Genomic DNA, 24,406 nt, shown 5'->3' on the forward strand with positions numbered 1-24,406 from the left:
CACGCAGGCGATCTACACCACGCCACGGGACGTGACCGGCGGCCCTCCGTCGGCATACAGCTGCGAGTGCAGAGATAGGTACGACCGCAAGTACGCAGCGGCACTGAGTTCGATTCGCGTCCGGCAACCCGTCGCCTGACCCAGGGGCTTTGCGTAGTCGCCTGAGGGTGCTTCCGACCTGGGCTTTCGCCGGGTCATTGGCCTGATTGGAGGGTGGCGTAGGACGGGTGCGGTCCGTCGGTGATCATGGAGTTGCTGAGACAACATGACACCGAGAAGGACCACACCCGCGCATGTCATCATCGCTGATCGACGTGATCCGTCACCATGCCCCCGCCCCGCCCGGCTCCTCGACTGTTGGCGGTGAGGCGTTTGGCCTGTTGGAGGCCCTGGAGAGGGTGCCCGATCCGCGTGACCCGCGTGGTGTCCGGTACCCCCTAGCCAGCGTGCTCGCGGTCGCGGTGTGCGCGGTGATGGCCGGGGCTTGCACTTTCGCCGCGATCGTCGACTGGGTCGATGATCTCGATGCGCCGGCGTGGGGCCGGCTCGGGTTCACTGGTCGGGTGCCGGTGCTGAGCACGGTGTGGCGGCTGCTGGTCCGCGTCGACGCCGAGACGTTGACGGCGGTCCTGGCCGACTGGCTGTGCTCCCGGGTGTCGGCGCCGTCGGTGCGGCGGGTCATCGCCGTTGACGGCAAGGTGGTGCGCGGTGCGGTCCTGACCGAGGGACGGGTTCATCTGCTGTCGGCCTACGACACGTCAACCGGTGTGGTCCTGGCGCAGGTCCAGGTCGCGGCGAAGTCGAACGAAATCCCGGCGTTCGCCCCGCTGCTGGAGCAGGTCAAGGTCCGGCTGGGCGGCCTGGCCGGGGTGGTGATCGTCGCGGACGCCCTGCACACGCAAGTCGCTCACGCCCGAGCCGTGGCCGCTGCCGGCGGGGACCTGTACGTGTCGGTCAAGGCCAACCAGCCGACCTTGTACGCCCAGCTCAAACGGCTGCCGTGGGCGCAGGTGCCGATCGGGGACCAGCACCGCGACACCGGCCACGGCCGCTGCGAGACCCGGACCGTCAAGGCGTTGACCCTCCAGACTCCCGGCGGCATCGGCTTTCCTCATGCCCAGCAGGCCGTCCGGATCACCCGCACCCGCATGATCACCGGCAAGCGCACCCGGGAGACGGTCTATCTGGTGGCGTCACTGCCCGCCGCGCACGCCCAGCCTGCTGACCTGCAGCAATGGGCCCGGCTGGAATGGCATATCGAGAACCGGCTGCACTGGGTCCGCGACGTGACCTTCCGCGAGGACGGCCACCGAGCCCGCACCGGCAACGGCCCCGCCGTCGCAGCCGTCCTCCGCAACACCGCCATCGGATTCCACCGCGGCAACGGCGAAACCAACATCGCCCGAGCCACCCGACGCGCCAACCGCCGCCCCCACGACCTCATCACCACCGTGACCAGCAGCTACTCGACTACGCAATGACCCTGCCGAGTACGGCGAGAGCGTGATGACGCTGGCCCTACGCAGTTTGGAACGTAAGACGCTAGATCCGTACCTGGCCGGGTGGGCGCAAGCGGGTGGTGCCGACGCTCGGCCACATTCCCGTTCGGATAATCACCAATGGTGCGGTGGATCGCGCCGTGCATTCCTGGATCGCCGACGAATACAGCCGATCCACGGTGAAGAACAGCCTTGCCGTGCTGGTCCGGGTGATGGAACAGGCCGTACGAGACGGCATCATCCAACGGAATCCCGCACAGGTGACCGGGTGGCAGCGCGAATACCAGCGGGCCGAAGACGAGTTGGACGATCCTCGCTCGCTGGCACTGCCCGATTGGGAAACGCTGACCGCTCTTGCCGATGCGCTGGTCGACCGGTCCGCGAATCACTTCACCGGATGGGCCGACGTGGTGGTATTCGCCGCCTGTACCGCCGCGCGAGTCGGGTGAGGTGTCCGGCGTCCGGGCCGAGGACATCGACCGGGAAACGTGGATGTGGACGGTACGCCGCCAGACCACGCCCGGCCCCGGTGGCCTCATCGACAAAGGCACCAAGGGAAAACGCGCACGGACCGTGCCCCTGATCGAAGAGGTACGGCCGATCGTGGCTCACCGCCTGGACGCCGCAAGCAAACCCGATTCCCGGCTGTTCACCGGGCCACGCGGTGGCCGGATCAGTACCGCCGTGCTGCGCGACGCGACGCATTGGGATGAGGTGGTCACCACGCTCGGATACGAGCACCTACGCCGGCACGACCTGCGGCACACCGGCCTTACCTGGATGGCTGACGCAGGCGTGCCGGTGCACGTCCTACGGAAGATCGCCGGTCACGGGTCGCTGACCACCACCCAGCGCTACCTACACCCCGACCGGCAGTCGATCACCGACGCGGGAACGGCGCTCAGCGCTCACTTGAAGGCTCGTCGGTCCCCAGGTGGTCCCCAGCTACGCGCCGTCTAGATCAGCAAACCTCTACTACCCCGATACGAATTAGAGGCCGTTGACCAGGGTTTTCACACCCCGGTTGACGGCCTCTTTTCGTGCTGTCGGGACGGCCGGATTCGAACCGACGACCCCTTGACCCCCAGTCAAGTGCGCTACCAAGCTGCGCCACGTCCCGATGCCACCGCCGGGCGTAGCCCGCGACAGCCGGTACAGCTTAGCGCAGCTACTCCCTCCCGTCGCACAGCCCCCACCCATGCCACCACCCCTACAGCGTCCTAGGAGGATAGGTGGAAGGGTGGGGCAGGAGTGATCGGCGTGGCTGAGGTCAGCCGTGGGCCTTGCCACGGCCGCCGGGGCCGAGCTTCTTGCGGGGGCGTACCGAAATCTCGATCGGGCTGCCCTCGAAGCCGAACTCCTCGCGCAGCTTGCGCTCGACGAAGCGCTGGTAGCCGGCGTCCAGCGGACCGGTGGTGAACAGGACGAAGCGTGGCGGGGCCACGCCCGCCTGGGTGGCGAACAGGATCCGGGGTGCCCGACCACCGCGCACCGGGTGCGGAGTGGCCTGGACCAGGGCGGTGAGCCACGCGTTGAGCTGCGCGGTGGGGATCCGGGTCTCCCAGCTGTCCAGCGCCCGGTGCAGGGCGGCGGCGAGCTTGTCGACGGCCCGGCCGGTCTTCGCCGACAGGTTCAACCGGATCGCCCAGGGAATCCGACGCAGCTCCCGTTCGATCTCCTTGTCCAGGTAGTACCGGCGGTCGGCGTCGACCAGGTCCCACTTGTTGAAGGCGATCACCAGCGCCCGGCCGGACTCGGTGACCATGGACAGGATCCGCTGGTCCTGCTCGCTGATCGGCTCGCTGGAGTCGAGCAGCACCACCGCCACCTCGGCCGCCTCGATCGCGGAGGCGGTACGCAGGCTGGCGTAGTACTCGGTGCCGCTGGCTCGGCCGACCCGCTTGCGCAGCCCGGCCGTGTCCACCAGGTGCCAGGTGTCGCCGCCGATGGTGACCAGGCTGTCCACCGGGTCGACGGTGGTGCCGGCGACGGCGTCGACCACCGCCCGTTCCTCGCCGGAGAAGCGGTTCAGCAGGCTGGACTTGCCGACGTTCGGCCGGCCCACGAGCGCCACCCGACGTGGGCCCCGGGGGCGGTACTCGGCCACCTTCGGTGCCTCCGGCAGCGCCGCCAGGATGGCGTCGAGCAGGTCGCCGGAGCCCCGTCCGTGCAGTGCCGAGACCGGATGCGGTTCGCCGAGGCCGAGGGACCACAGCGAGGTGGCCTCCAACTCGACGCTGGCGTTGTCGGCCTTGTTGGCCACCAGGATCACCGGCTTGGCGCTGCGGCGGAGCATCTTCACCGCCGCCTCGTCGACGTCGGTGGAGCCGACTGTCGCGTCGACCACGAAGACCACCACGTCGGCGGTGGCCACGGCGGTCTCGGCCTGGGCCGCGATCGCCGCGGCGCGATCCTTCGCGTCCGGTTCCCAGCCGCCGGTGTCCACCACGGTGAAGGCCCGCCCGGACCACTGCGCGTCGTAGGGCACCCGGTCACGGGTCACCCCCGGCACGTCCTCGACCACCGCCTGACGGCGGCCGATGATGCGGTTCACCAGCGTGGACTTGCCGACGTTGGGACGGCCGACCACGGCCACCACCGGCTGCGGACCGGTCTGCTCCTCGGTGTCCAGGTCCGGCTCACGCAGCTCGATCCAACCGTCGTCGCTCACGCCACTGACCGATCGGTAAGTAGTGCCCGCAGCCGCGTCACGACCTCGTCGATGCCCAGCTCGGTGGTGTCCAGGACCACCGCGTCCGGCGCCTGGGCCAGCGGATCGGCCTTGCGGGTCGAGTCCAGCTGGTCGCGTCGGGCCAGGTCGGCGGCGGTGGCCGCGACATCGGAGGCGTTCTCGGCGCTGCGTCGCGCGGCACGTGCCGCCGCCGAAGCGGTCAGGTACACCTTCAGGTCGGCGTCGGGGGCCACCACGGAACCGATGTCCCGACCCTCGACCACGATCCGGCCCGCCTTGGTGATCATGTCGCGTTGACGGGCCACCAGCAGCGCCCGGACCGCCGGCACGGCGGCCACCGACGAGACGGCGGCGGTCACCTCGGGGCCGCGGATGTCGGTCTCGACGTTCACCCCGTCGACAGTCACGCCGTACCCCGCGGGGTCGGTGCCGATGCGCAGGTCCACCTCGCCGGCAACCTTCGCCACCGCCTGCGTGTCGGTCAGGTCGACGCCGGAGCGCAGCACCGCCCAGGTGATCGCCCGGTACATCGCACCCGTGTCAAGGTAACGCCCGCCGAGGCTCGTGGCGAGCCGTCGGGAGACGGTGGACTTACCCGAACCGGACGGCCCGTCCACAGCGACCACGCAGCGTCCGGCCGGCACGTTTTCCTCCACCGTCGTCCTCCTCAGCCCGTACCTCACGATCCGTCGGCGACGACCGCGAGCGGTTGACCACACCTGTCCAATGATGCCCGGCGTCGTGGCGCGCCACCGGCCGGGCCGTCAGGCAGCCTACCCGCAGCCGTACCCGCGACCGCCGCCTCAGTCACCCACGGCCTTGAACAGGGCGGCGACCTCCGCGTTGGTCAGCCTCCGAGTCCGCCCGGCACGCAGGTCGCCGAGCCGGATCGGCCCGATGGAGGTACGCACCAGCCGGCTCACCGGGTGGCCGACCTCCGCGAGCAGCCGCCGTACGATGTGTTTGCGGCCTTCGTGCAGGGTCAGCTCGACCTGAGCGGTACGCCCCAGACTGTCCACCACCCGGAAGGCGTCGACGGTCACCGGGCCGTCTTCCAGCTCGATCCCGGCCGCCAACCGCTTGCCCAGGTTGCGCGGGATCGGGCCGGAGACCTCACACAGGTAGGTTTTCGGCACCCCGTAGGAGGGATGCGTCAGCCGGTGCGCCAGGTGGCCGTCGTTGGTGAGCAGCAGCAGGCCCTCACTGTCGGCGTCGAGCCGCCCGACGTGGTAGACGCGCTGTTCGACCCGGTTGCCGAGAAAGTCGGCGAGCGCGGTACGTCCCTTCTCGTCCGCCATGGTGGAGACCACCCCGCGTGGCTTGTTCATCGCCAGGTACACCAGTCGGGTGTCGGCCGCCAGCCGCTCGCCGTCGACGTGGATGACCGCCGTGGTCGGGTCGACCTTGTCGCCGAGCTGCGCCACCCGCCCGTCGACCGTCACCCGCCGACGGAAGATCAGGTCCTCGCAGGCCCGTCGGGAGCCGACACCGGCGGCGGCGAGCACCTTCTGCAGGCGTTCCGGGCCGGTGTAGACCGGGGCGTCGGGGCGGGGGGTGCGGTCATCGCGCGGCATCGGCAAGCTCTTCCACGTCGTCGGGCAGGAACGGGGCCAGGGGCGGCAGGTCGTCGAGGCTGTTCAGGCCGAGCTTCTCCAGGAACAGGGTGCTCGTCCGGTACAGGTGGGCGCCGCTGTCGGACTCGGTGCCGCACTCCTCGACCAGCCCGCGAGTGACCAGGGTACGGATCACCCCGTCGCAGTTGACACCGCGGATGGCGGAGATGCGTGACCGGGTCACCGGCTGCTTGTACGCCACCACCGCCAGGGTCTCCAGCGCGGCCTGGGTCAGTCGCACCGACTGCCCGTCGAGCACGAACCGCTCGACGTAGGTGGCGTATTCCGGCCGGGTGTACAGCCGCCATCCGCCCGCCGCCCGGCGCAGCTCGAACCCGTGACCGGCGGCGGTGAAGCCGGCGGCGATCTCGTCCAGCATCGGGCCGATCCGCTCGGCGGGCTGCTCCAGTACCTGGGCGAGGACCAGCTCGCTCACCGGTTCGTCGACCACCAGCAGGATCGCCTCCAGTGCGCCGCGCAACTCCGCGTCGTCGAGTTCCGCCGCCGGCTCCGGCACCGACCGCCCCCGCGGCCCCGACCGCTTCCGCCCCGAGCCCGGAACGCCTCCCGCCGCGCCATCCTCCCCTCCCCCGCCCCGCTCCGCCACCACCTCGATCTTGGCCGGGAGCGGCCCCTGGAGGGGCACCTGCGCACCAAGATCCGCAGCGCCTACCGCAGTGGCGGGTGGGGTGGCGTCGTCTGCTGGGGCTGGGGCGGGGCGCTGCCACGGCGGCACCCAGGCGGCGGCCTGCTCGGCCAGGGAATCCGGCCGCTCGTCGTTGCTCATCCAGCTCGCTCCTCGGTCGTTCCCGTCGGATCAGTCTCGCCGCCTCCAGCAGCCCCGACACCACCATCGTCAGCACCCGCCGCGGTGGCAGGCTCGGGTGGGGTGCCGGCGTACTCGTCGATGGCCAGCGCCGGGCCGCCGTCGGCCGGACCCGTCCAGCGGACGGTCAACTCCTCGAGCGCCTGCTCCTGGACGAAGGCCACCACGCCCTGCCGGTACAGCTCCAGCAGGGCGAGGAACCGGGCCACCACCTCGAGGGTGGCCTCGCAGTCGGCACAGAGCAGCGAGAAGCTGGCGGTGCCGGCCCGGCGCAGCCGTTCGGCGATGATGTCGGCGTGCTCCCGGACACTGACCCGGACCATGTGCACGTGGGCGACGGACACCTCGGGTACCGGTTTCGGGGTCATCGCCCGTACCGCCAGCTTGAGCAGCCGTTGCGGGCCGATCCCCAGCACCAGGTCGGGCAGGGCGTCGGCGTAGCGGGCTTCGAGGCTGACGGCCCGGGGGTAGCGGCGACCGCCGACCTCCTCCAGCGCGGCGATGTGCGCTGCCGCCTCCTTGTAGGCCTTGTACTGCAACAACCGGGCGAAGAGCAGGTCCCGCGCCTCCAGCAGAGCCAGGTCCTCCGGGTCCTCGACCTCGGCGGCGGGCAGCAGCCGGGCGGCCTTCAGGTCGAGCAGGGTCGCTGCGACCAGCAGGAACTCGCTCGCCTCGTCCAGGTCCCAGTCGTCGCCCATGGCCCGGATGTAGGCGATGAACTCGTCGGTCACCTGGTGCAGGGCGACCTCGGTGACGTCGAGCTTGTGTTTGCCGATCAGTTGCAGCAGCAGGTCGAACGGGCCGGTGAAGTTGGCCAGCCGCACGGTGAACCCGGTCGCGTCCGCCGGCGCGGGTGGGTCAGCCACCACGGGCTGCGGTGCCGCCGGGGCGGTCGGGTCGAGGGGCGGGGCGCTCACGCCGACGACGGTAGTCCACGGTCGGGACACCTCGGTTCAGCGCCTCCTACCGCTCGGCCTGCGCGGCGATCACCTCGCGGGCCAGCTGACGGTAGTTGCGAGCCCCCGAGGAGGCCGGGTCGAGCGTGGTGATGGGTGAGCCGGCGACGGTGGACTCGGGGAACTTCACGGTCTTGGTGATCACGGTCTGGTAGACCTTGTCGCCGAACGCCTCCACCACCCGCTGGAGCACCTGACGGCAGTGGGTGGTGCGGCTGTCGTACATGGTGGCGAGGATGCCCTCGAGTTCCAGGTCGAAGTTGAGCCGCTCGCGGACCTTGTCGATGGTGTCCAGCAGCAGCGCCACCCCGCGCAGGCTGAAGAACTCGCACTCCAGCGGGATGAGCACGCCGTGCGCGACGGTCAACGCGTTGATCGCCAGCAGACCGAGTGACGGCTGGCAGTCGATCAAAATGTAGTCGTACTCCTTGCGGATGCTCTTGAGCACCCGGGCCAGGGCCATCTCGCGGGCGACCTCGTTGACCAGTTGGATCTCGGCGGCGGAGAGGTCGATGTTGGCCGGCAGCAGGTGCAGCCCGGCCACGTCGGTCTTGATGAGCACGTCGTCGGCGGTGACGTCGTCCTGCATGAGCAGGTTGTAGACCGACAGGTCCAGGTTGTGCGGGTTGACGCCCAGCCCGACGGAGAGGGCACCCTGCGGGTCGAAGTCCACAAGCAGCACCTTGCGGCCGTACTCGGCCAGCGCGGCACCGAGGTTGATCGTCGTGGTGGTCTTGCCGACCCCGCCCTTCTGGTTGGCCATCGCGATGATCCGGGCCGGCCCGTGCCGGTCGGTGGGCATCGGCTCGGGGATCGGCTTACGCATGGTGTAGGCGGCCGGGTCCGCCGGGCCCAGATCCGAGCCGAGGGCGTTCTGCTGCTCGCGGAGCTCCGACGTCCAGGTCTCGGCACGGTCACCGTTGCCAGCCATGTCCTCGTTGCCCCCTCCCGGCGACCGTGCGGCATCGGAGCCGCCCGACGTCCTTCGCGGCGCCGCTGCGCACCCCGGTCCACTCGCCGCGAGGGCCGCGCCATGCCGACTGTACGCCACCGGCCAGCAGGGCGTTCGGCACCCGCTCGGCGTGTCGGGCGGCGGCACCGGCCACCGGCAGGTCAGCCCGCCGACGCGCGCGGTCCACGGCGGGAGCGGTGGACTGCCACCGCACCGTCGACCAATAACGGGGCGGCGGCGGTCAGTGCAGCGCGCGGGGATGGGCGGTGGCGTAGACCTCACGCAGCCGTTCGACGGTCACCAGGGTGTAGACCTGGGTGGTGGTGACCGAGGCGTGACCGAGCAGTTCCTGCACCACCCGCACGTCGGCCCCGCCGTCGAGCAGGTGGGTGGCGTACGAGTGGCGCAACGTGTGCGGCGACACGGCCCGGGGGCCGTCGACGGTCAGTCCCGCCCGCTGCGCGGCGCGGCGCAGGATGCCCCAGGCACCCTGCCGGGTGAGCGGCCCACCCCGGGCATTGAGGAAGATCGCCGGGGTGCCCCGGCCTGCGGCGGCCAACCCCGGTCGGGCACGCACCAGGTACGCACCGAGGGCCCGCAGCGCGTATCCGCCGATCGGCACGAGACGGGTCCGGCCGCCCTTGCCGCGCAGCACGGTCACCCCGTCGTCGAGGTCCACATCGTCCACCGCGGCGCCCACGGCCTCGGAGATCCGCGCCCCGGTGCCGTACAGGAACTCCAGCAGCGCCCGGTCGCGCAGCGCCAGCGGCGCGGTGTCCCCGGCCGCGTCGACCGGTCCGGCGGTCTCCAGCAGCGCGACCACGTCGTCGAGCGGTAGCGCCCGGGGCAGCCGGCGGGATGCGGCGGGGGGCCGCACGTCGCGGCTCGGGTCGGCGCCGGTCAGGCCCTCGCGTAGCGCGAACCGGTGCAGTCCGCGTACCGCGCTGGCGGCGCGGGCCGCCGAGGAGACCGCGAGGGGCGGGTGTCCGTCGGCACTGGCACGCAGCCGGGCCAGGTGACGTTCGATCTCCTCGGCGGAGACGGCCGACAGGTCGGTCACCCCGGCGGCGGCCAGCGAGCCGAGGTAGCGGTCCAGATCCCGGCGGTACGAGGCGAGCGTGTTCGCGGCAAGTCCACGTTCGACGGTGAGGTGGTCGAGGTAGCCGCGGACGGCACGGCGCAGGGCCGGCGCGGGCTGCTCGCCCCCACCGGCCCCGTCCGGGGTCGGCCGCTCGCCGGTCAGGCCAGCACCTCGGTCAACGGCAGGGTGGGCAGGCCGTGCGCCTCGGCGACCGGACCGTAGACCACCTGTCCGTCGTGGGTGTTCAGACCCAGCGCCAGCGCCGGGTCGCGGCGGGCGGCCTCGCGCCAGCCGTGGTTGGCCAGTTCGAGGGCGTACGGGAGGGTGACGTTCGTCAGCGCGTAGGTGCTGGTGTTCGGCACCGCACCGGGCATGTTCGCCACGCAGTAGAAGATCGATTCGTGCACCCGGTAGACCGGGTCGGCGTGGGTGGTGGGTCGCGAGTCCTCGAAGCAGCCGCCCTGGTCGATGGCGATGTCGACGAGCACGCTGCCCGGCTTCATCCGGGAGACCAGCTCGTTGGAGATCAGTTTCGGCGCCTTCGCGCCGGGCACCAGCACCGCCCCGATCACCAGGTCCGCGTCCAGCACCGCCCGCTCGATCTCGTACGCGTTGGAGGCGACGGTCTGCAGGTGGCCCCGGTAGATGGCGTCGGCCTGGCGCAGCCGGCCGACGTTCTTGTCCAGCAGCAGCACCTCCGACTGCAGCCCCAGGGCGATCGCGGCGGCGTTCATGCCGGACACGCCGGCGCCGATGACCACGGTCTTGGCCGCGTACACGCCGGAGACGCCACCGGGCAGCACCCCCCGGCCACCGCCGGTACGCATCAGGTGGAACGCGCCGACCTGCGGGGCGAGCCGTCCGGCCACCTCGGACATCGGGGCGAGCAGCGGCAGCGACCGGTCCGGCAGTTCCACGGTCTCGTAGGCGATGCCGGTGATTTTCCGGTCGAGCAGCGCCTCGGTGCAGTCCCGGGAGGCGGCCAGGTGCAGGTAGGTGAAGAGCACCTGTCCCGCGCGCATCCGGTGGTACTCCTCGGCGACCGGCTCCTTGACCTTCAGCACCAGCTCGGCGGCCGCCCAGACCTCGTCGGCGCTCTCCAGGATCTTGGCACCGGCGGCGGCGAACTCCTCGTCGGTGATGCTCGACCCGAGCCCGGCGCCGGCCTCGACGAAGACCTGGTGACCGCCGCGGGTGAACTCGTTGACGCCGGCCGGCGTGATCGCCACCCGGTACTCGTGGTTCTTGACCTCGCGTGGGATGCCGACCTTCACGATGCTGACACCTCTCTTCGGGGCACGTTCACCCCGACTGCGCGGCGCCGTGGCGGCCCCATTGCCGCCCCGGTCGACCGGTCCCGCCGGCGGCAGTCTAGGCGTGACCGCAGGTCAGCGGAGCCTGCACTGTGACACCTGCTCGCCGTGGCCGTTGACGATGTGTCAGGTGTGAGTACCCTGGCCGGCGGTGTATGTCACATCAGCCGTGCGGACGGTGTTCGGCACCATCGTCCCATCTGGTGCGCACCGGTGCGGACAGCGCCTTAGTGGATCACTATTGTGTCGCTCCATGACTACTCCTCCCATTCCGCCCGGGTACCCCCAGGGCGTTTCCGACAAGAGCAAGGTCGTCGCGGGCGTCCTGCAGATCGTGCTGGGCGGCTTCGGCGTCGGCCGGTTCTACATGGGCGACACCAAGACCGGCGTCATTCAGCTGATCGTCACCTTGGTGACCTGCGGCATCGGCAGCATCTGGGGCCTGGTCGACGGCATCCTGATCCTGGTGAACGGCGGCGTCGACGCCCAGGGCCGGCCGCTGCGCGACTGATCCACGAAACCACGTGTGGGGGGCCGGGCGGCGCACCGCCCGGCCCCCACACCGTTCCCACGAGCCTGACGAAGATCCGGCCCACCCCGTGCCCTGGCACACACCGCGCCGGCTCAGCGGGGCAGCGGGGCGTCCGCCCGGCGCAATCCCGACCAGCCGGCGTCGCGAGCTCGGGCGGCGGCGAGCAGCCCGGCCACGCACGGTCCGTTGCTGATCTCACCGGCCAGCACCATGCCGACCGCCTCGTCCAGGTCGATCCGGACGATCTGCAGGTCGGCCTCCTCGTCGTGCCGGTCGTGTCGCTGTTCGGCGGGCACCTCGCCGAGCTCCCGGGCCAGGAAGACCCGGACCAGCTCGTCGGTGAACCCGGGCGAACTGTGCACGTCGACGAGCACGTCGAGCCGGCCGGCGGTGAGGTCGACCTCCTCGGCCAGCTCCCGCGTCGCCGTCACCGCCGGGTCCTCCCCGGAGACGTCGGTCAGCCCGGCCGGCAACTCCCACAAGCGCCGGCCGACCGGCTGGCGGTACTGCCGGATCAACACCACCTGACCGGCGTCGTCCAGTGCCACCACCGCCACCGCGCCGACGTGTCGCACGAGGTCACGTGCCGCGGTGCCACCGCCGGGCATGTCGACCTCCTCGGTGACCACCTCGAAGATCCGGCCGCGGTAGCGCAGCTCCCGCGAGCGCACCTCGTAACGGTGCTCGACGGCGCTCATCGGCCCACCACCGGGTCACCGGCGCCGGCCTCGGCCCTCATCGCCCCGTCGATTCCTGCGGACCGTCCGCTCACGAGGCCGAGGCCGCCTTCGTGGCGGCGCCGTTGCGGGTGGCCCGCTCGGCGGTGGCCCCGTCCAGATCGACCGGGAGCTGGTCGGCGTGCGAGTACGTCACCGCGGCGTGGACGAAGGCGGCGAACAGCGGGTGCGGCCGGGTGGGGCGGCTCTTGAGTTCCGGATGCGCCTGGGTGGCCACGAAGAACGGGTGCAGGTCCCGGTCCAGCTCGACGAACTCGACCAGCCGACCGTCCGGCGAGGTGCCCGAGATGTGCAGCCCGGCCTTGACGAGCTGGTCGCGGTAGGCGTTGTTCACCTCGTACCGGTGCCGGTGCCGCTCGCTGACCTGGGTACTGCCGTACGCCTCGGCGACGATCGACCCCTCGGTGAGCGTCGCCGGGTAGGCGCCCAGCCGCATCGTGCCGCCCAGGTCGCCCTTGCCGGCGACGATGTCCTGCTGGTCGGCCATGGTGGCGATGACCGGGTGCACCGCCTCGGCGTCGAACTCCAGGGAGTTGGCCCCGTCCAGGCCGGCCAGGTGCCGGGCCACCTCGATGGTCATGCACTGCAGGCCCAGGCAGAGCCCGAGCAGCGGAATGCCGTTCTCCCGGGCGTACCGGGCGGTGCCGATCTTGCCTTCGATGCCCCGGACGCCGAACCCACCGGGGATGACGATGCCGTCCACCCCGGCCAGGGCCGCCGCCGCGCCGGTCGGGGTGACGCAGTCGTCGCTGGGCACCCAGCGCAGCTGCACCCGGGCCCGGTGGCCGAAGCCGGCCGCCCGGATCGCCTCGCTGACCGACAGGTACGCGTCGGGCAGGTCGACGTACTTGCCGACCAGCGCGACGGTGATGGTGTGCCGGGGCTGGTGCACCCGCTCCAGCAGGTCGTCCCAGCCTTCCCAGTCCACGTCCCGGAAGGAGAGGTTCAGCCGGCGCACCACGTACGCGTCGAGCCCCTCCCGATGCAGCACCTTCGGGATGTCGTAGATGCTGGGCGCGTCCGGCGCGGCGATCACCGCCTCGGCGTCGACGTCGCAGTAGAGGGAGAGCTTGTGCTGGAGCTTCTCCGGAATGTCCCGGTCGGAACGGCAGACGATGGCGTCGGGCTGGATACCGATGCTGCGCAGCTGGGCCACCGAGTGCTGGGTGGGCTTCGTCTTCAGCTCGCCGGAGGGGGCGAGGTAGGGCACCAGCGAGACGTGCAGGTAGAAGCAATTGTCCCGGCCCAGGTCGTGGCGGACCTGGCGGATCGCCTCCAGGAACGGCAGCGACTCGATGTCACCGACCGTGCCGCCGACCTCGGTGATCACCACGTCCGGGGTACGGCCGTCGTCGTCCGGGTCGGCCATGGCCAGGATCCGGGACTTGATCTCGTTGGTGATGTGCGGGATCACCTGGACCGTGTCGCCCAGGTACTCACCGCGCCGTTCCTTGGCGATCACCTCGGAGTAGATCTGGCCGGTGGTGACGTTGGCCTTGCCGGACAGCGCCCGGTCCAGGAAACGCTCGTAGTGGCCGACGTCGAGATCCGTCTCGGCACCGTCCTCGGTCACGAAGACCTCACCGTGCTGGAACGGGTTCATCGTGCCCGGGTCGACGTTGAGGTACGGGTCGAGCTTCTGCATCACCACGCGCAGTCCGCGCGCGGTCAGCAGGTTGCCGAGGCTGGAGGCGGTGAGCCCTTTACCCAGCGAGGAGGCGACGCCTCCGGTGACGAATATGTGCCTGGTCGTCCGTGCTGAAGGGGCCAAGGCCTGCTCCCGTGTCGTCCGTCGCGGTCGTGCAGACCGCCGAGCCGATCAGCGAAGTGATCACGCGATCCACGGGATTCCACGGTAACACCTCCCCAACGGCCCTCCGGTGGCGCACCCGGTACCGTCGCCGAGTCACCCGGTCGCGACCTCGGCCGACGACCGCCCGCCCGAACCGCCACCGTCCGGATCGCCACCGCCCGTAACGCCACCGTCCGGATCGCCACCGGACGGCCCGCCGTCAGCCGGGCGGTCCATCCCCGGCCTGGTCCGGTCCGCCGAGTGGTCGAGCACCCGCAGCGCCGACAGTGCCGCCATCGGCACCACCACGGCCGCCGCGGCCCCCGCCACGTCCAGCGCCGCGGCACCCAGCAGACCGCCGATCACCGCCGCCACCGCGGTGCCCGCCATCGCCGCCCGGATCGCCGGGTAGATGCCGAACAGCCGCATGAGCCCGCCCCAGGGTTGCAGCAGCGCGAACCAGACCAGCAGCGCCCCCGCCAGCGCCAGCACCGTCAGCGGGCTGTTGACGAGCGTCTCGAAGCTGGCGGCGCTGGACCGTTGCACGGTCAACCCGCCGGTGCCGTCGCCCAGCGCGGCCAGGAACCGGCCGAGGCTGCCCCGCTCCGCCGGGGCCCGGCCCAGATCCACCACCGCGAACCCGACCGTCAGGGTCAGCCCGGCCATGGTCGCCCAGGCGAGCCGGGTCAGCGTCAGCCAGCCACCCGCGCTGACCGCCGCCGCCACGCCCACTCCGGCGGTCAGGGCGATCGCGCCGATCGAGTCGGCGCCCAGGTACGGGCTGCCGACGACCACCACGGCGGCCCCGCCCACGATCACCATGACGGTCGGTCGCCAGCCACGGCGTACCCGCTGGGCGAGCCAGCCGGCGCTGAGCAGGGCAGCGGCGACGAACACGCCGAGCCCGACGGTGCCCAGGCCGGCGTAGCGGCCACCCTCCAACGCGGAGTAGCCCACCACCCCGTTGAGCTGCAACCGGGCACCGGTGACGACGTCCAGGCCGACGGCCAACGTGGTCAACCCGGCCACCGCGCCGAGCGGGCCCAGCGTGCTGCGGTAGCCGGGGGCGAGCCGCACCAGCAGCGTCGTGGCCGCCAGCAGCACGGCGGTCAGCCCGGCGAACGAGGCAGCCGGATGGGCGAACCGCCACCACGGAGCGGCCTCGGCGACCAGCGCCGCCGGTATCGCGAGTGCGGCGGCGACCAGCAGCACCTCCACCGTCGCCACCACCGCACGCGGCACCGGTTTCGGTCCGTACGGTCCGGCGTGCCGGCGGGCCCGCCGCAGCAGCGGCAGCACCGCCACCGCGAGCGCCACCTGAACGACGGCCAGCAGGACGAAGAACCCGCCGGCCACCTCCCGCTGGGCGGCGGCCTCCCGGTCCGCGTCGGCCGGCTCGGCGATCGCGGCGGACAGGTCGGCGGGCCGGTCACCGACCGACTCGGCGGGCCGGCCGAGGAAGGGCCGGTCCGGCATCGGGCGGCCCAGGGCGGCCAGCGCGGTCGGGGCCAGGTCGATCAGTTGCAGGTAGCCCCGACGGTCCGTGCTGGGCGAGGTCAGCCAGCCCTCCTCCCAGCCGGGACCGTGGGCGACCGCCACGTGCAGCCGGGACGGCCGCTCGGTGTCGGAGACCCCGGCGACGATCACCAGCGAACGTGGCGGTCGACCGGCCAGCACCCGGGCCAGTTCGGCGTCGGCGGACTGGGCCGCCGCCGCCCGCACCGCCGGATCGTCGCCCGCCACCGTGCCGAGGTCGACGATGCTGAGCACACAGGAACCGAGCAGTCCGGCCGGTTCCTCGGGCAGCGTCGGCGCGTACCGGTCGACCCGGCCGAACGGGCGGGCGGCGGCCACCGCCGCGCCCGGTCCGACCGCCACCGAACACCGCACCGACTCCGACAGCGCACCGGGCACCGTGCCCCACGGCAGCCGCTCCTGGTTGTGCAGGACGACGCTCTCCTGGTCCGGCAGGTTCGCACCGATGCCGTCCGGCTGCTCCACCGTCACGTCGACGGGCGCACACTGCCCGTCCCCGGCCCGGTTGCCGGGCCAGGCGGCGAAGCTGCCCGCGCCGAGGGTCAACCAGCCGTCCACGGGACAGGTGGGGCGGTGCGCCGAACGCACCGACAGCGACCCGATCGAGCCTTCCCGGGCCAGCCGCCACAGCGTCGGCGTACGCTCCGGGTCCACGTCGTCCCAGCGCAGCCCGGCCACCCCGACGAGGACCACGTAGTCGGCGCTCGGTCGAGACGGTGGAGTCTGCGGGCGGACGGCCAGCGCGGTGACCCCGAGCGCCACCACCAGCACGGTGAGCAGGATCGGCGCGATACGGCGCAGCATCACCGGCGTCCCGTCGACGGGGTGTCGGCGCCCGGCGTCGCCGGCCCGGCCGGGCCGGGCACCAGCTCGGCGTAGAGCGCCAGCATCTGGGCGAGGGTCTGCGTCTCGGTCGGCCAGGTCGACGCCCGCTCCGCGCCGCGCCGCGCCAGCTCGGCGCGGCCCGTCTCGTCGTCAAGCAGGCCCCGCACCGCCGCGTCGACCGCGTCCACATCGCCCGGGGACACCAGCACCGCCGCGTCGCCGACCAGTTCCGGCAGCCCACCCACCGCGGTCGCGACCAGCGGTACGCCGGCCCGCAACGCCTCCTGCGCGAACAGTTGACGGGCCTCCCAGTCGCTGGTGACCACCGCGAGGTCGGCACCGGCGAGCAGATCAGCCACGTCGGTGCGGTGCCCCAGCAGGGTGACCGGCGCCCGGGCAGCGCTGATCCGCGCGGCCAGCGGCAGGTAGGCAGGTCCGCTGCCGGCGATCACGACCACCGGCGGCGGGGTGCGCTCACGCCAGCGGGCGGCGGCGTCCACCAGCACGTCGTACCGCTTCTGCGGATGCAGCCGGCCGACCGACAGGATCAACGGCTGGTCGGCGGCGACGGCGAACTCGGCCCGCACGGCGGCCCGGCGACGACGCGGCGCGGGCAGTTCCGGAGCGGCGACCGGGGCGAGCCGGGCATCCCGGGCGCCCAACGCGACGGCCCGCGCCACCAGGTCGGCGGAGGCACCGAGGGTCACCCGGGCACCCCGCGCCACGATCCGCTCCACCAGCCGGGACACGACACCGCGTACCCCGCCGGCCAGCACCGCGTTGTGCCAGGTGACCACGAGCGGAGCAGCCGGCCGGGCCAACAGCGCCACCAGCCCGGCGCGCAGCCCGTGCGCGTGCACCACGTCGGCCTGCTCGGCGGCGAGCAGCCGGCGCAGCGTGCCGACCGCCCGGCCGTCAGCCGGCGTGGGACTCGCCGGGATCTCCACCGGCCGAAACCGGGCACCGGCAGCCACGAAGTCGAACTGGTCCTGGGTCGCCGCCGGCCCGCAGACCAGCACCGGCCGCCCGGCCGCGACCAACCCCCGTGCCACCGACCGGACATGCTGGCCGACCCCGCCGGTGCTGGACGCCAACAGCAGCACCACCGTCCCCGGCCCACCCGCGACGGCCGCCGACCCGTTCGACGCACTCACCGGACCGACCCTTCGTTCGCGACTGCGGGGCTCGCAAGCTCACTCCTCGCGCTCACCGAACCAGCCTTCCGTTCGCGACTGCGGGGCTCGCAAGCTCACTCCTCGCGCTCACCGGACCGACTCCGTTCGCGACTGCGGGGCTCGCAAGCTCACTCCTCGCGCTCACCGGGACGCCTCCTCCTTCCGGTCGGCTGGCCGGGCCCGGCGTAGGCGTCGACCCAGGCCGGTCAGCAGTGGCCGCAGGTCCTGCCGGTCGACCAGCCACACCACGGCGAGGAACACGACAGCGACCAGGACTCCGGACAGCATGCCCTGCATCAGTGCCGTCCACCGCGCCGGGGGGTCGCCCCCGGCGTTCAGCAGCCGCAGCGTCGCCACCGCCACGACGGCGGCCGTACCGCCGGCCAGCAGACCGGCACCGGCGGCCCGACCGGCACCGGCGAGCGCCTCCCGCCCCGCCGACCGGGCGACCGCGACCAGCAGCAGCGCGCCGAGCAGCAGCATTCCCGCCGAGTTGGCCAACGCCACCGCCAGCACCCGATCGGCCACCGGGAGCAGCGCCGACAGTGGAAGCAACACCAGCGGCACCGCCAGCCAGCCGGCGGTGATGGTGACGGTCGCCGCCCGCGTCGCACCTCGGGCGTACAACGCGCGCGACAACACCGCGAACAACCCGTACCCGAGCAGCCCCGGCGCATAACCGGCGATCGCGGCGGCGGTCGCGTCGCTGTCGAGCGGGAAGAACCGGCCGATCGGACCGGCCGCACCGACCAGCGCCGCGGCACCGAGGAAGCTGCACAGCAGCACCCCGCGCAGCGTCGCCGACAGCACGTCCCGGTAGGTCCGCTCGTCCGCGCCCGCCGCCGTGGCCAGGGCCGGGTACGCGGCGGTGGCCAGCGGGACCGCCAGCACCGCCCAGGGCAGCAGGTAGAACGTCTGCGCCAGGTTGAACACCTGGAACGCCTCGGTCCGACCGCTGGAGAGCCGATAGAGGATCACCGCCAGCGCGACCTGCTGGGCGGTGACCGTCACCACACCGGCCACCGCCAGCCCGCGCACCCGGGCCCGGGCGTCGGGAGGCAACGCGTACCCGGGGCGCAGCGTCAGTCGCAGCCGACGCAGCGGGACCAGCAGCGACAGCGACAGCACCACGACGCCGAGGGTGGTGCCCACCGACAGGACCAACTCACCGCCACGGCCCGCCTGCGCCACGCTGGCTCCGGTACCGGCGACTTCGGCGAAGACCAGGTAGACGACGACCACCGTGAGACTGGACAACAGTGGGGCGATCACCGGCCAGGCGAACCGGCGGTGCGCCTGGAGCACGCCGGTGAGCACGATGCCGACGCCGTACAACGGCAGTTGCGGCGCGAAGACCCGCAGCATCCGGGCGGCGGCCGCCAACTCCTCCGGCGACCGGCCGTCGCCGAGCGCGTCGATGATCGGGCCGGCGCCCAGGGCCACCAGCGCCGCGAGCGGCACGAGCAGCGTCACCGTCCAGGTGAGCAGCGCGCCGGTGGTGGCCGCGACCGTCCGTCGGTCCCCCGCCGCGACCGCTCCGGCGAGCAGCGGTACGACCAGGCTGGCCAACGCCCCACCCGCGACGATCTCGAAGATGATGTTCGGGATGGTGTTCGCGAGCAGGTACATCGCACCCAGGTCGCTGTCCTGCACCACCCAGGTGAACACGGCGGTACGCCCGAACCCGGCCAGCCTGCTGAGCACGGTGAGTGCGGCGATGAGGGCCGCCGCTCCGGCCACCCGGCCGGCGCCGGCGAGGGGGGCCGGTCTGGTCACGTCAGTCGGCGCGTCGGCCCAGCGCGTCGAGTTCACGCAGCCCCGGCGTGCTCGCGATGACCTTCGTGAAGCTCACCTTCTCGCTGGCGGCGGTGAGCCCGGCGAGGACGGCCAGCAGCCCGGCCCGGCCGACCGGGCCGGTACGGGCGGCCAGCGCCACCCCGAGCACCGCGCCGAGGGCGTTCGCACCGCTGTCGCCGAGCATCACGTCCTCGGCGAGGTCGGCGGGGAGCAGCCCGGCGGCGGCACCGGCCGCGCCCGAGGCGATCCCGCCGTGGCGGCCGCCGCTCAGCGGGGCACCGAGCAGCAGACCCGACTTCAGCGCCCGTCCCGGGCGCAGGTCGAGCAGGTTGACCAGGTTCGCCGTGCCGGCCACCACCCCGGCGCCGAGCAGCACGTCGACGCTGCGCCCCACCGCGCCCTGTCGGCGCCGACGGGGATGCCCCGCCACGTCGCGATCGGCGGCGAGCAGGACCGCCGCCCCCAGACCGGCCGCACCCACTCCGACGATCTTGACGAGGCCGGCGGTGACCCGGCCCTGCCGCAACGCGGCCAGGTGCCCGGCGAAACCCTTGGCCGCCTTCTGCTCCGGGCGGGCACCGACGATGTCGTCGTAGAGACCCACGGCACCGGCGCCGAGCCCGGCGACCAGGGTGGCCGCCCCAGCCGGCACACTCGCCGCCCCGCAGGCCGCGGCGCCCGAGGCCCCCAGCGCGAGGGCCGGTCCGCCGGCCAGGGTCACGGTGCGTCCCCGGAAGTTGGTCCGTTCCAGGGCCGGCGCGGGCGGTGCGGTACGGATGACGCGGAGCGCGTACCGGGCGGCGACCGCCCCGGCCCCGGCCACCAGGAGTCGACCGAAGACCGTCACGTCACCGTCCCGCTCACTCACGCCATCCCCTCCCGCCGGCCGGCGGAGATCGTCGGATCGGGCACCTGGTGCCCCGTCAGACCACTGAACCCCTCGTCAGCCCGCCCCGCTCGGCCTAGGCGCCCGCCGGCGACCCGCCCGACACGTCGGCCCGTGCGGAGGGCGAGAAGGGTTCACTGGGGCAGTCTAGGCACCAGCGAGGCAGCGCTGTCACCGACGCCGAAGTGACCGGCCTTACGGTCGGCGAGCTGCTGCACCAGCGCCAGGGTGGTGACCAGCTGCCCCTGAACGGTGTTGGCGTTGTCGATGGTCGAGATGGTCTGGGCGAGCACCGCGTCGCCCCGGACGAAGGCCACCAGGTTCCCGCCGGCCGAACCGTTGCCGGCCACCACGATCGCCCCGGTCCGGTCGAACTGCTCGGCGATCTTGACCACGGACTCGTCCTTCTTGGCGGAGTCCTTGTCCACGTACGGCTGCCCGCTGACCACCACGACGGCCTCCGCCGGTGCGGTGATCCGCTCGCCGGTGGTCAGGTAGTTGGCGTTGCCGTACGCGGCCAGCACCGCCCGCCGGTCGGCCTCGGTGACCGGCTCGGCGCCGGCCGGCTGGTCCAGCAGCACGGTGGCCAGCAGGGCGCTGGAGGTCTCGACGCCGTGGCCGTTGCCGGGTAGCCCCGCGGTCGGCGCGTCGGTCGGCCGGGCCGCGGTGACCGCCAGTTCGAGCAGGTCGTTGTTGTTCTCCGGGTTGATGAACTTGTCCTGCAGGTCGACCCGCCCGGTGACGTCGGCGCCGGCCAGCTGGAGCATGTTGAGCACCCCCTCGGTGTGCTCGCGACCGGTGGGCAGGCTGAGCACCAGCACCCGCTTGCCGCTGAGCGTGCCCGGCAACATCACCTGGGCCATCTCGGCGGCGAACTCCTCCTCCAGCTCCAGTTCCCGTTGCATGTTCTGGACCGCCTGGCGCATCTGCTGGTTGTCCTTGCGCAGTTCGTTGACGGTCTCCCGGAGCGAGTCCGCGACCGGACCGTTGAGCGCGGCGGTGCCCACCACCAGGCCGATCGCCAGGGCGAGGAAGACCGCGGTCAGGGACACCACGTGGTACCGGAAGTTGATCACGCTTGAAGCCTCTTGATCGGTCGGGAGCTAGAAGAGCTGGCCGAGCTGGAACACGAAATTGTCCCACCACTCGGAGACCACGCCCAGGTACGCCTTGCCGACGGTGGAGACGGCCACCGCCGACGCCATGGCGGCCAGCGCCGACAGGACCAGCAGCAGCAGGGACGACCCCGAGATGCTCTGCCGGTACAGCCGGCTGACGCCCTTGGCGTCGACCAGCTTGCCACCGACCTTGAGCCGGGTGAGGAACGTCGACGCCATGCCGCCGCGCCCCTTGTCGAGGAACTCGACGAGCGTGGCGTGGGTACCCACCGCGACGATCAACGAGGCGCCCTTCTCGTCGGCCAGCAGCATGGCGAGATCCTCGCTGGTGGCGGCGGCGGGGAAGGTCACCGCCGGCACGCCGAGGCCGTTGACGCGGGGCAGTCCCGGCGCCCGCCCGTCCGGGTACGCGTGCACGATCACCTCGGCGCCGCAGCGCAGCACGTCGTCGGTGACCGAATCCATGTCGCCGATGATCATATCGGGCGTGTAGCCCGCCTCGACCAGAGCGTCGGCGCCCCCGTCGACGCCAATCAGCACCGGCTTGAACTCCCGGATGTACGGGCGCAGCACGTCCAGGTCGGCCTTGTAGTCGTAGCCCCGGACCACGATCAGACAGTGCCGGCCCTGCACCTCGGTGGCGATCTCGGGCACGCCGACACCATCGAGCAGCAGGTCGCGCTCCTGCTTGAGGTAGTCCATCGTGTTGGCGGCGAACGCCTCCAACTGCACCGACAGGCCCTCCCGGGCGTCGGTCATCGCCTTGGCCACGCTCTCGGCGTCCTGGAGGCTGCCGTGTGCCACCGGATCGTCGTCCAGGTAGACGGTGTTGCCCTCGATGCGCACCGTGTCACCCTCACGGATCCGCTCGAAGACGCCCTCACCGAGGTCGTCGAGCAGCGGGATGCCCGCCGAGATCAGCACCTCCGGCCCGAGGTTGGGGTAACGGCCGGAGACCGACGGCTTGGCGTTCAGCACCGCGCCGACACCGACCGCGACGAGCGAGTCGGCGGCGACCCGGTCCAGGTCGACGTGGTCGAGGACCGCGATGTCGCCGGGGCGGAGCCGGCCGACCAGCCTTTTCGTGCGGCGGTCCAGGCGCGCGGTGCCGAGGATCTGTCCCGGTTCCGCATTCCGGGCCCGGCGCAACGTGGGTAGACGCATCGTGACCATCCTGGCATGTGAGGCAGGGGAATCTGTCGCGACATGCCTGAGCAGGGCCGCCTACCCAGGGAAGCACACATGGGCGAAGGCCGGTGTGCCTCCGCTCACAATCGCGGTCTCAGGACCGCCGTTCCCTGGCCGCCACGGCCAGGAGTTCCTCGGCGTGGGCAATACCCAGATCCGAATCCGGCAAACCCGCGAGCATCCGGGCGAGTTCCCGGGCCCGCTCGGTGTCCTCCACCACCCGGACCCCGCTGGTGGTGACGGCGCCGCCGGTGTCCTTGGCCACCACCAGGTGCCGGTCGGCGAAGGCGGCGACCTGCGGCAGGTGGGTCACCACCAGGACCTGGTGGCTGCGGGCCAGCCGGGCCAGCCGGCGGCCGATCTCCACCGCCGCCTGGCCACCCACGCCCGCGTCGACCTCGTCGAAGACCAGGGTCGGTGGGCCGCCGGATCCGGCGAAGACCACCTCGATGGCGAGCATCACCCGGGACAGCTCGCCGCCGGAGGCACCCCGTTGCAGGGGCAGGGACGGCGCGCCGGGGTGGGCCAGCAGCCGCAGCTCGACCTCGTCACCGCCGTCGGGTCCGACGCCGACGTCGACCCCGTTGACCGGCAACGTGGGTTCGGCCCGACCGGCGGGTCGGGGCAGCACCGCCACCTCGATCCGGGCGTGCGGCATCGCCAACCCGGCCAGCTCGACGGTGACCTGCTCGGCGAAGCGCGCCGCCGCCTCCTGCCGGGACACCGACAGCCGGCCGGCAAGCTCGGCCACCTCACCGGCCAGCCGGGACGCCTCCCGATCCAGCTCGTCGAGCAGCTCGTCGGAGTTGTCCAGCTCGGACAGTCGGGTCCGGGCCCGCTCCGCCCAGGCGATCACACCGTCGACGTCGTCGGCGTACTTGCGGGTCAACGCGCGCAACGCGGCCCGTCGCTCGTAGAGGGCCTGCAGCCGGGCCGGGTCGGCGTCCAGGCCGGCGAGGTACGTGGACAGCTCCACCGACACGTCGGCGACGAGCGTGGCCGCCTCCTCCAGGCGCACGGCCAGTTCACCGAGCGCCGGATCGGTGCCGGACTGTGCCTCGAGTGTGCGCCGGGCGGTGCCGAGCAGCGTCGAGGCGTCGGGCGTGTCGTCGGTGGCCTCCAACCCCCCGGCCACGCACTGGTGGGCCAGCTGAGCCGCGGTACGCAGACCTTCGGCGTGCTCCAGTCGCTGCGCCTCCGCCTTCAGCTCGTCGTCCTCACCCGGCTGCGGATCGACCCGGGTGATCTCGTCGAGGCCCAGCCGCAGCAGGTCGGTCTCCTGGTGGCGTTCCCGCGCGTTGCGTCGCCGGTCGGCCAGGTCGTCGACCACCCGACGCCACCGGGTGAACGCGTCCCGCGTCGCGTCGAGCAGCTTCTCGTGCTCGGGGCCGGCGAACCGGTCCAACGCGGCCCGCTGCTCCGCCGGGCGCAGCAACCGCAACTGGTCGGACTGGCCGTGGACCGCGACCGCCTGCTCACCGACCTCGCCGAGCATCGACACCGGCATCCCGCGACCACCCAGGTGGGCCCGGGACCGACCCTCCACCGTGACCGTACGGCTCAGCAGCAGACAGCCGTCCTCGTCGGGTTCGCCTCCGGCGTCGGTGATCCGGGCGTGCACCGTCTCGGCCACCCGGCCACCCAGACGCAGCCGGCCCTCGACGACGGCGCGGCCGGGTTCGGCGCGTACCCGGCCGGCGTCGGCCCGACCACCGAAGAGCAGGCCGAGCCCGGTCACCACCATCGTCTTGCCGGCACCGGTCTCGCCGGTGATGACGTTCATGCCGCCGGTCAGCGGCAACGTCGTGTCCTCGATGACACCCAGTCCGGTGATGCGTAGCTCCTCCAGCACAGCAACCGACAGTAGACGCGTGGCCCGACACTTGAC

General features: G+C 72.4%; 19 protein-coding genes, 1 tRNA gene and 1 pseudogene. 3 read left to right on the forward strand and 18 right to left on the reverse strand.

The features are described 5' to 3' along the window. Nucleotides 1–293 precede the first annotated feature (293 nt). Nucleotides 294–1,481, forward strand: coding sequence for an ISAs1 family transposase (locus tag O3597_RS14265; protein ID WP_281601448.1), 1,188 nt, complete (start codon nucleotides 294–296; stop codon nucleotides 1,479–1,481). Between the two features lie 4 nt (nucleotides 1,482–1,485). Further along, nucleotides 1,486–2,459: pseudogene (locus O3597_RS28540) on the forward strand (site-specific integrase); the annotation flags it as partial. Between the two features lie 86 nt (nucleotides 2,460–2,545). On the opposite strand, the gene O3597_RS14280 reads toward O3597_RS28540, so the two are convergent. The 9 genes from O3597_RS14280 to ald form a co-directional block, all read right to left on the reverse strand. Then, nucleotides 2,546–2,619, reverse strand: a tRNA-Pro gene (locus O3597_RS14280). 150 nt (nucleotides 2,620–2,769) lie between these two features. Next, complete coding sequence (gene der, locus O3597_RS14285) at nucleotides 2,770–4,170, reverse strand: ribosome biogenesis GTPase Der (RefSeq protein WP_164450086.1); 1,401 nt, start codon at nucleotides 4,168–4,170, stop codon at nucleotides 2,770–2,772. Further along, nucleotides 4,167–4,847: a (d)CMP kinase gene (gene cmk, locus O3597_RS14290; protein WP_281601451.1), complete on the reverse strand. Its 681-nt coding sequence runs from the start codon at nucleotides 4,845–4,847 to the stop codon at nucleotides 4,167–4,169. Before cmk ends, der begins: the two co-directional genes overlap by 4 nt. A 147-nt stretch (nucleotides 4,848–4,994) precedes the next feature. Beyond that, on the reverse strand, nucleotides 4,995–5,765 hold the full coding sequence (locus O3597_RS14295; protein WP_281601452.1) for a pseudouridine synthase: 771 nt from the start codon (nucleotides 5,763–5,765) through the stop codon (nucleotides 4,995–4,997). Continuing rightward, nucleotides 5,752–6,591 carry an SMC-Scp complex subunit ScpB gene (gene scpB / locus O3597_RS14300; protein ID WP_281601453.1) on the reverse strand — a complete coding sequence of 280 codons (840 nt, stop codon included), beginning with the start codon at nucleotides 6,589–6,591 and terminating at the stop codon, nucleotides 5,752–5,754. The genes O3597_RS14295 and scpB overlap by 14 nt, the downstream gene beginning before the upstream one ends. Continuing rightward, nucleotides 6,588–7,547: a ScpA family protein gene (locus O3597_RS14305; RefSeq protein WP_281601454.1), complete on the reverse strand. Its 960-nt coding sequence runs from the start codon at nucleotides 7,545–7,547 to the stop codon at nucleotides 6,588–6,590. The genes scpB and O3597_RS14305 overlap by 4 nt, the downstream gene beginning before the upstream one ends. A gap of 46 nt (nucleotides 7,548–7,593) precedes the next feature. Then, complete coding sequence (locus tag O3597_RS14310) at nucleotides 7,594–8,517, reverse strand: ParA family protein (RefSeq protein WP_164450082.1); 924 nt, start codon at nucleotides 8,515–8,517, stop codon at nucleotides 7,594–7,596. 262 nt (nucleotides 8,518–8,779) lie between these two features. Then, nucleotides 8,780–9,781, reverse strand: a complete 1,002-nt coding sequence (locus O3597_RS14315) for a site-specific tyrosine recombinase XerD (RefSeq protein ID WP_164450126.1) — start codon at nucleotides 9,779–9,781, stop codon at nucleotides 8,780–8,782. Beyond that, on the reverse strand, nucleotides 9,778–10,893 hold the full coding sequence (gene ald / locus O3597_RS14320) for an alanine dehydrogenase (protein WP_164450081.1): 1,116 nt from the start codon (nucleotides 10,891–10,893) through the stop codon (nucleotides 9,778–9,780). Before ald ends, O3597_RS14315 begins: the two co-directional genes overlap by 4 nt. 217 nt (nucleotides 10,894–11,110) lie before the next feature. Between ald and O3597_RS14325 the strand changes: the two genes are divergently transcribed. Further along, a complete protein-coding gene (locus O3597_RS14325; RefSeq protein WP_348650362.1) occupies nucleotides 11,111–11,443 on the forward strand; it encodes a TM2 domain-containing protein in 333 nt (110 codons plus the stop codon). A 113-nt stretch (nucleotides 11,444–11,556) separates the two neighbouring features. Here the strand turns inward: O3597_RS14325 and O3597_RS14330 are convergent, their stop codons facing one another. The 9 genes from O3597_RS14330 to recN all read right to left on the reverse strand — a co-directional run bounded on the left by O3597_RS14330 (nucleotide 11,557) and on the right by recN (nucleotide 24,370). After that, nucleotides 11,557–12,162, reverse strand: coding sequence for an NUDIX hydrolase (locus tag O3597_RS14330; protein WP_281601456.1), 606 nt, complete (start codon nucleotides 12,160–12,162; stop codon nucleotides 11,557–11,559). 70 nt (nucleotides 12,163–12,232) lie between these two features. Continuing rightward, nucleotides 12,233–13,972: a CTP synthase gene (locus O3597_RS14335; protein ID WP_164450078.1), complete on the reverse strand. Its 1,740-nt coding sequence runs from the start codon at nucleotides 13,970–13,972 to the stop codon at nucleotides 12,233–12,235. 135 nt (nucleotides 13,973–14,107) lie between these two features. Further along, nucleotides 14,108–16,333 carry a hypothetical protein gene (locus tag O3597_RS14340; protein ID WP_348650285.1) on the reverse strand — a complete coding sequence of 742 codons (2,226 nt, stop codon included), beginning with the start codon at nucleotides 16,331–16,333 and terminating at the stop codon, nucleotides 14,108–14,110. Beyond that, nucleotides 16,333–17,508, reverse strand: a complete 1,176-nt coding sequence (locus O3597_RS14345) for a glycosyltransferase family 4 protein (protein WP_281601457.1) — start codon at nucleotides 17,506–17,508, stop codon at nucleotides 16,333–16,335. The genes O3597_RS14340 and O3597_RS14345 overlap by 1 nt, the downstream gene beginning before the upstream one ends. 162 nt (nucleotides 17,509–17,670) lie before the next feature. After that, nucleotides 17,671–19,305, reverse strand: coding sequence for a lipid II flippase MurJ (locus O3597_RS14350; protein WP_281601458.1), 1,635 nt, complete (start codon nucleotides 19,303–19,305; stop codon nucleotides 17,671–17,673). Between the two features lies 1 nt (nucleotide 19,306). After that, entirely contained in the window at nucleotides 19,307–20,173 is an 867-nt protein-coding gene (locus O3597_RS14355; RefSeq protein WP_281604539.1) for a hypothetical protein, read from the reverse strand. Between the two features lie 173 nt (nucleotides 20,174–20,346). Then, entirely contained in the window at nucleotides 20,347–21,288 is a 942-nt protein-coding gene (locus tag O3597_RS14360) for a copper transporter (RefSeq protein ID WP_164450075.1), read from the reverse strand. Nucleotides 21,289–21,315: 27 nt separating this feature from the next. After that, nucleotides 21,316–22,494, reverse strand: a complete 1,179-nt coding sequence (steA, locus tag O3597_RS14365) for a putative cytokinetic ring protein SteA (RefSeq protein ID WP_164450074.1) — start codon at nucleotides 22,492–22,494, stop codon at nucleotides 21,316–21,318. Between the two features lie 118 nt (nucleotides 22,495–22,612). After that, nucleotides 22,613–24,370, reverse strand: a complete 1,758-nt coding sequence (gene recN / locus O3597_RS14370) for a DNA repair protein RecN (protein WP_281601459.1) — start codon at nucleotides 24,368–24,370, stop codon at nucleotides 22,613–22,615. Nucleotides 24,371–24,406 lie beyond the last annotated feature (36 nt).

The organism is Verrucosispora sp. WMMA2044, assembly GCF_027497155.1.
GTDB classification, from domain to species: Bacteria; Actinomycetota; Actinomycetes; order Mycobacteriales; family Micromonosporaceae; genus Micromonospora; species Micromonospora palythoicola.

Coding starts and splice junctions, on each gene's coding strand:
- O3597_RS14265 (WP_281601448.1), top strand. CDS start 294: ATGTCATCATCGCTGATCGACGTGATCCGTCACCATGCCCCCGCCCCG.
- O3597_RS14295 (WP_281601452.1), bottom strand. CDS start 5,765: ATGCCGCGCGATGACCGCACCCCCCGCCCCGACGCCCCGGTCTACACC.
- scpB (WP_281601453.1), bottom strand. CDS start 6,591: ATGAGCAACGACGAGCGGCCGGATTCCCTGGCCGAGCAGGCCGCCGCC.
- O3597_RS14310 (WP_164450082.1), bottom strand. CDS start 8,517: ATGGCTGGCAACGGTGACCGTGCCGAGACCTGGACGTCGGAGCTCCGC.
- O3597_RS14330 (WP_281601456.1), bottom strand. CDS start 12,162: ATGAGCGCCGTCGAGCACCGTTACGAGGTGCGCTCGCGGGAGCTGCGC.
- O3597_RS14340 (WP_348650285.1), bottom strand. CDS start 16,333: ATGCTGCGCCGTATCGCGCCGATCCTGCTCACCGTGCTGGTGGTGGCG.
- steA (WP_164450074.1), bottom strand. CDS start 22,494: ATGCGTCTACCCACGTTGCGCCGGGCCCGGAATGCGGAACCGGGACAG.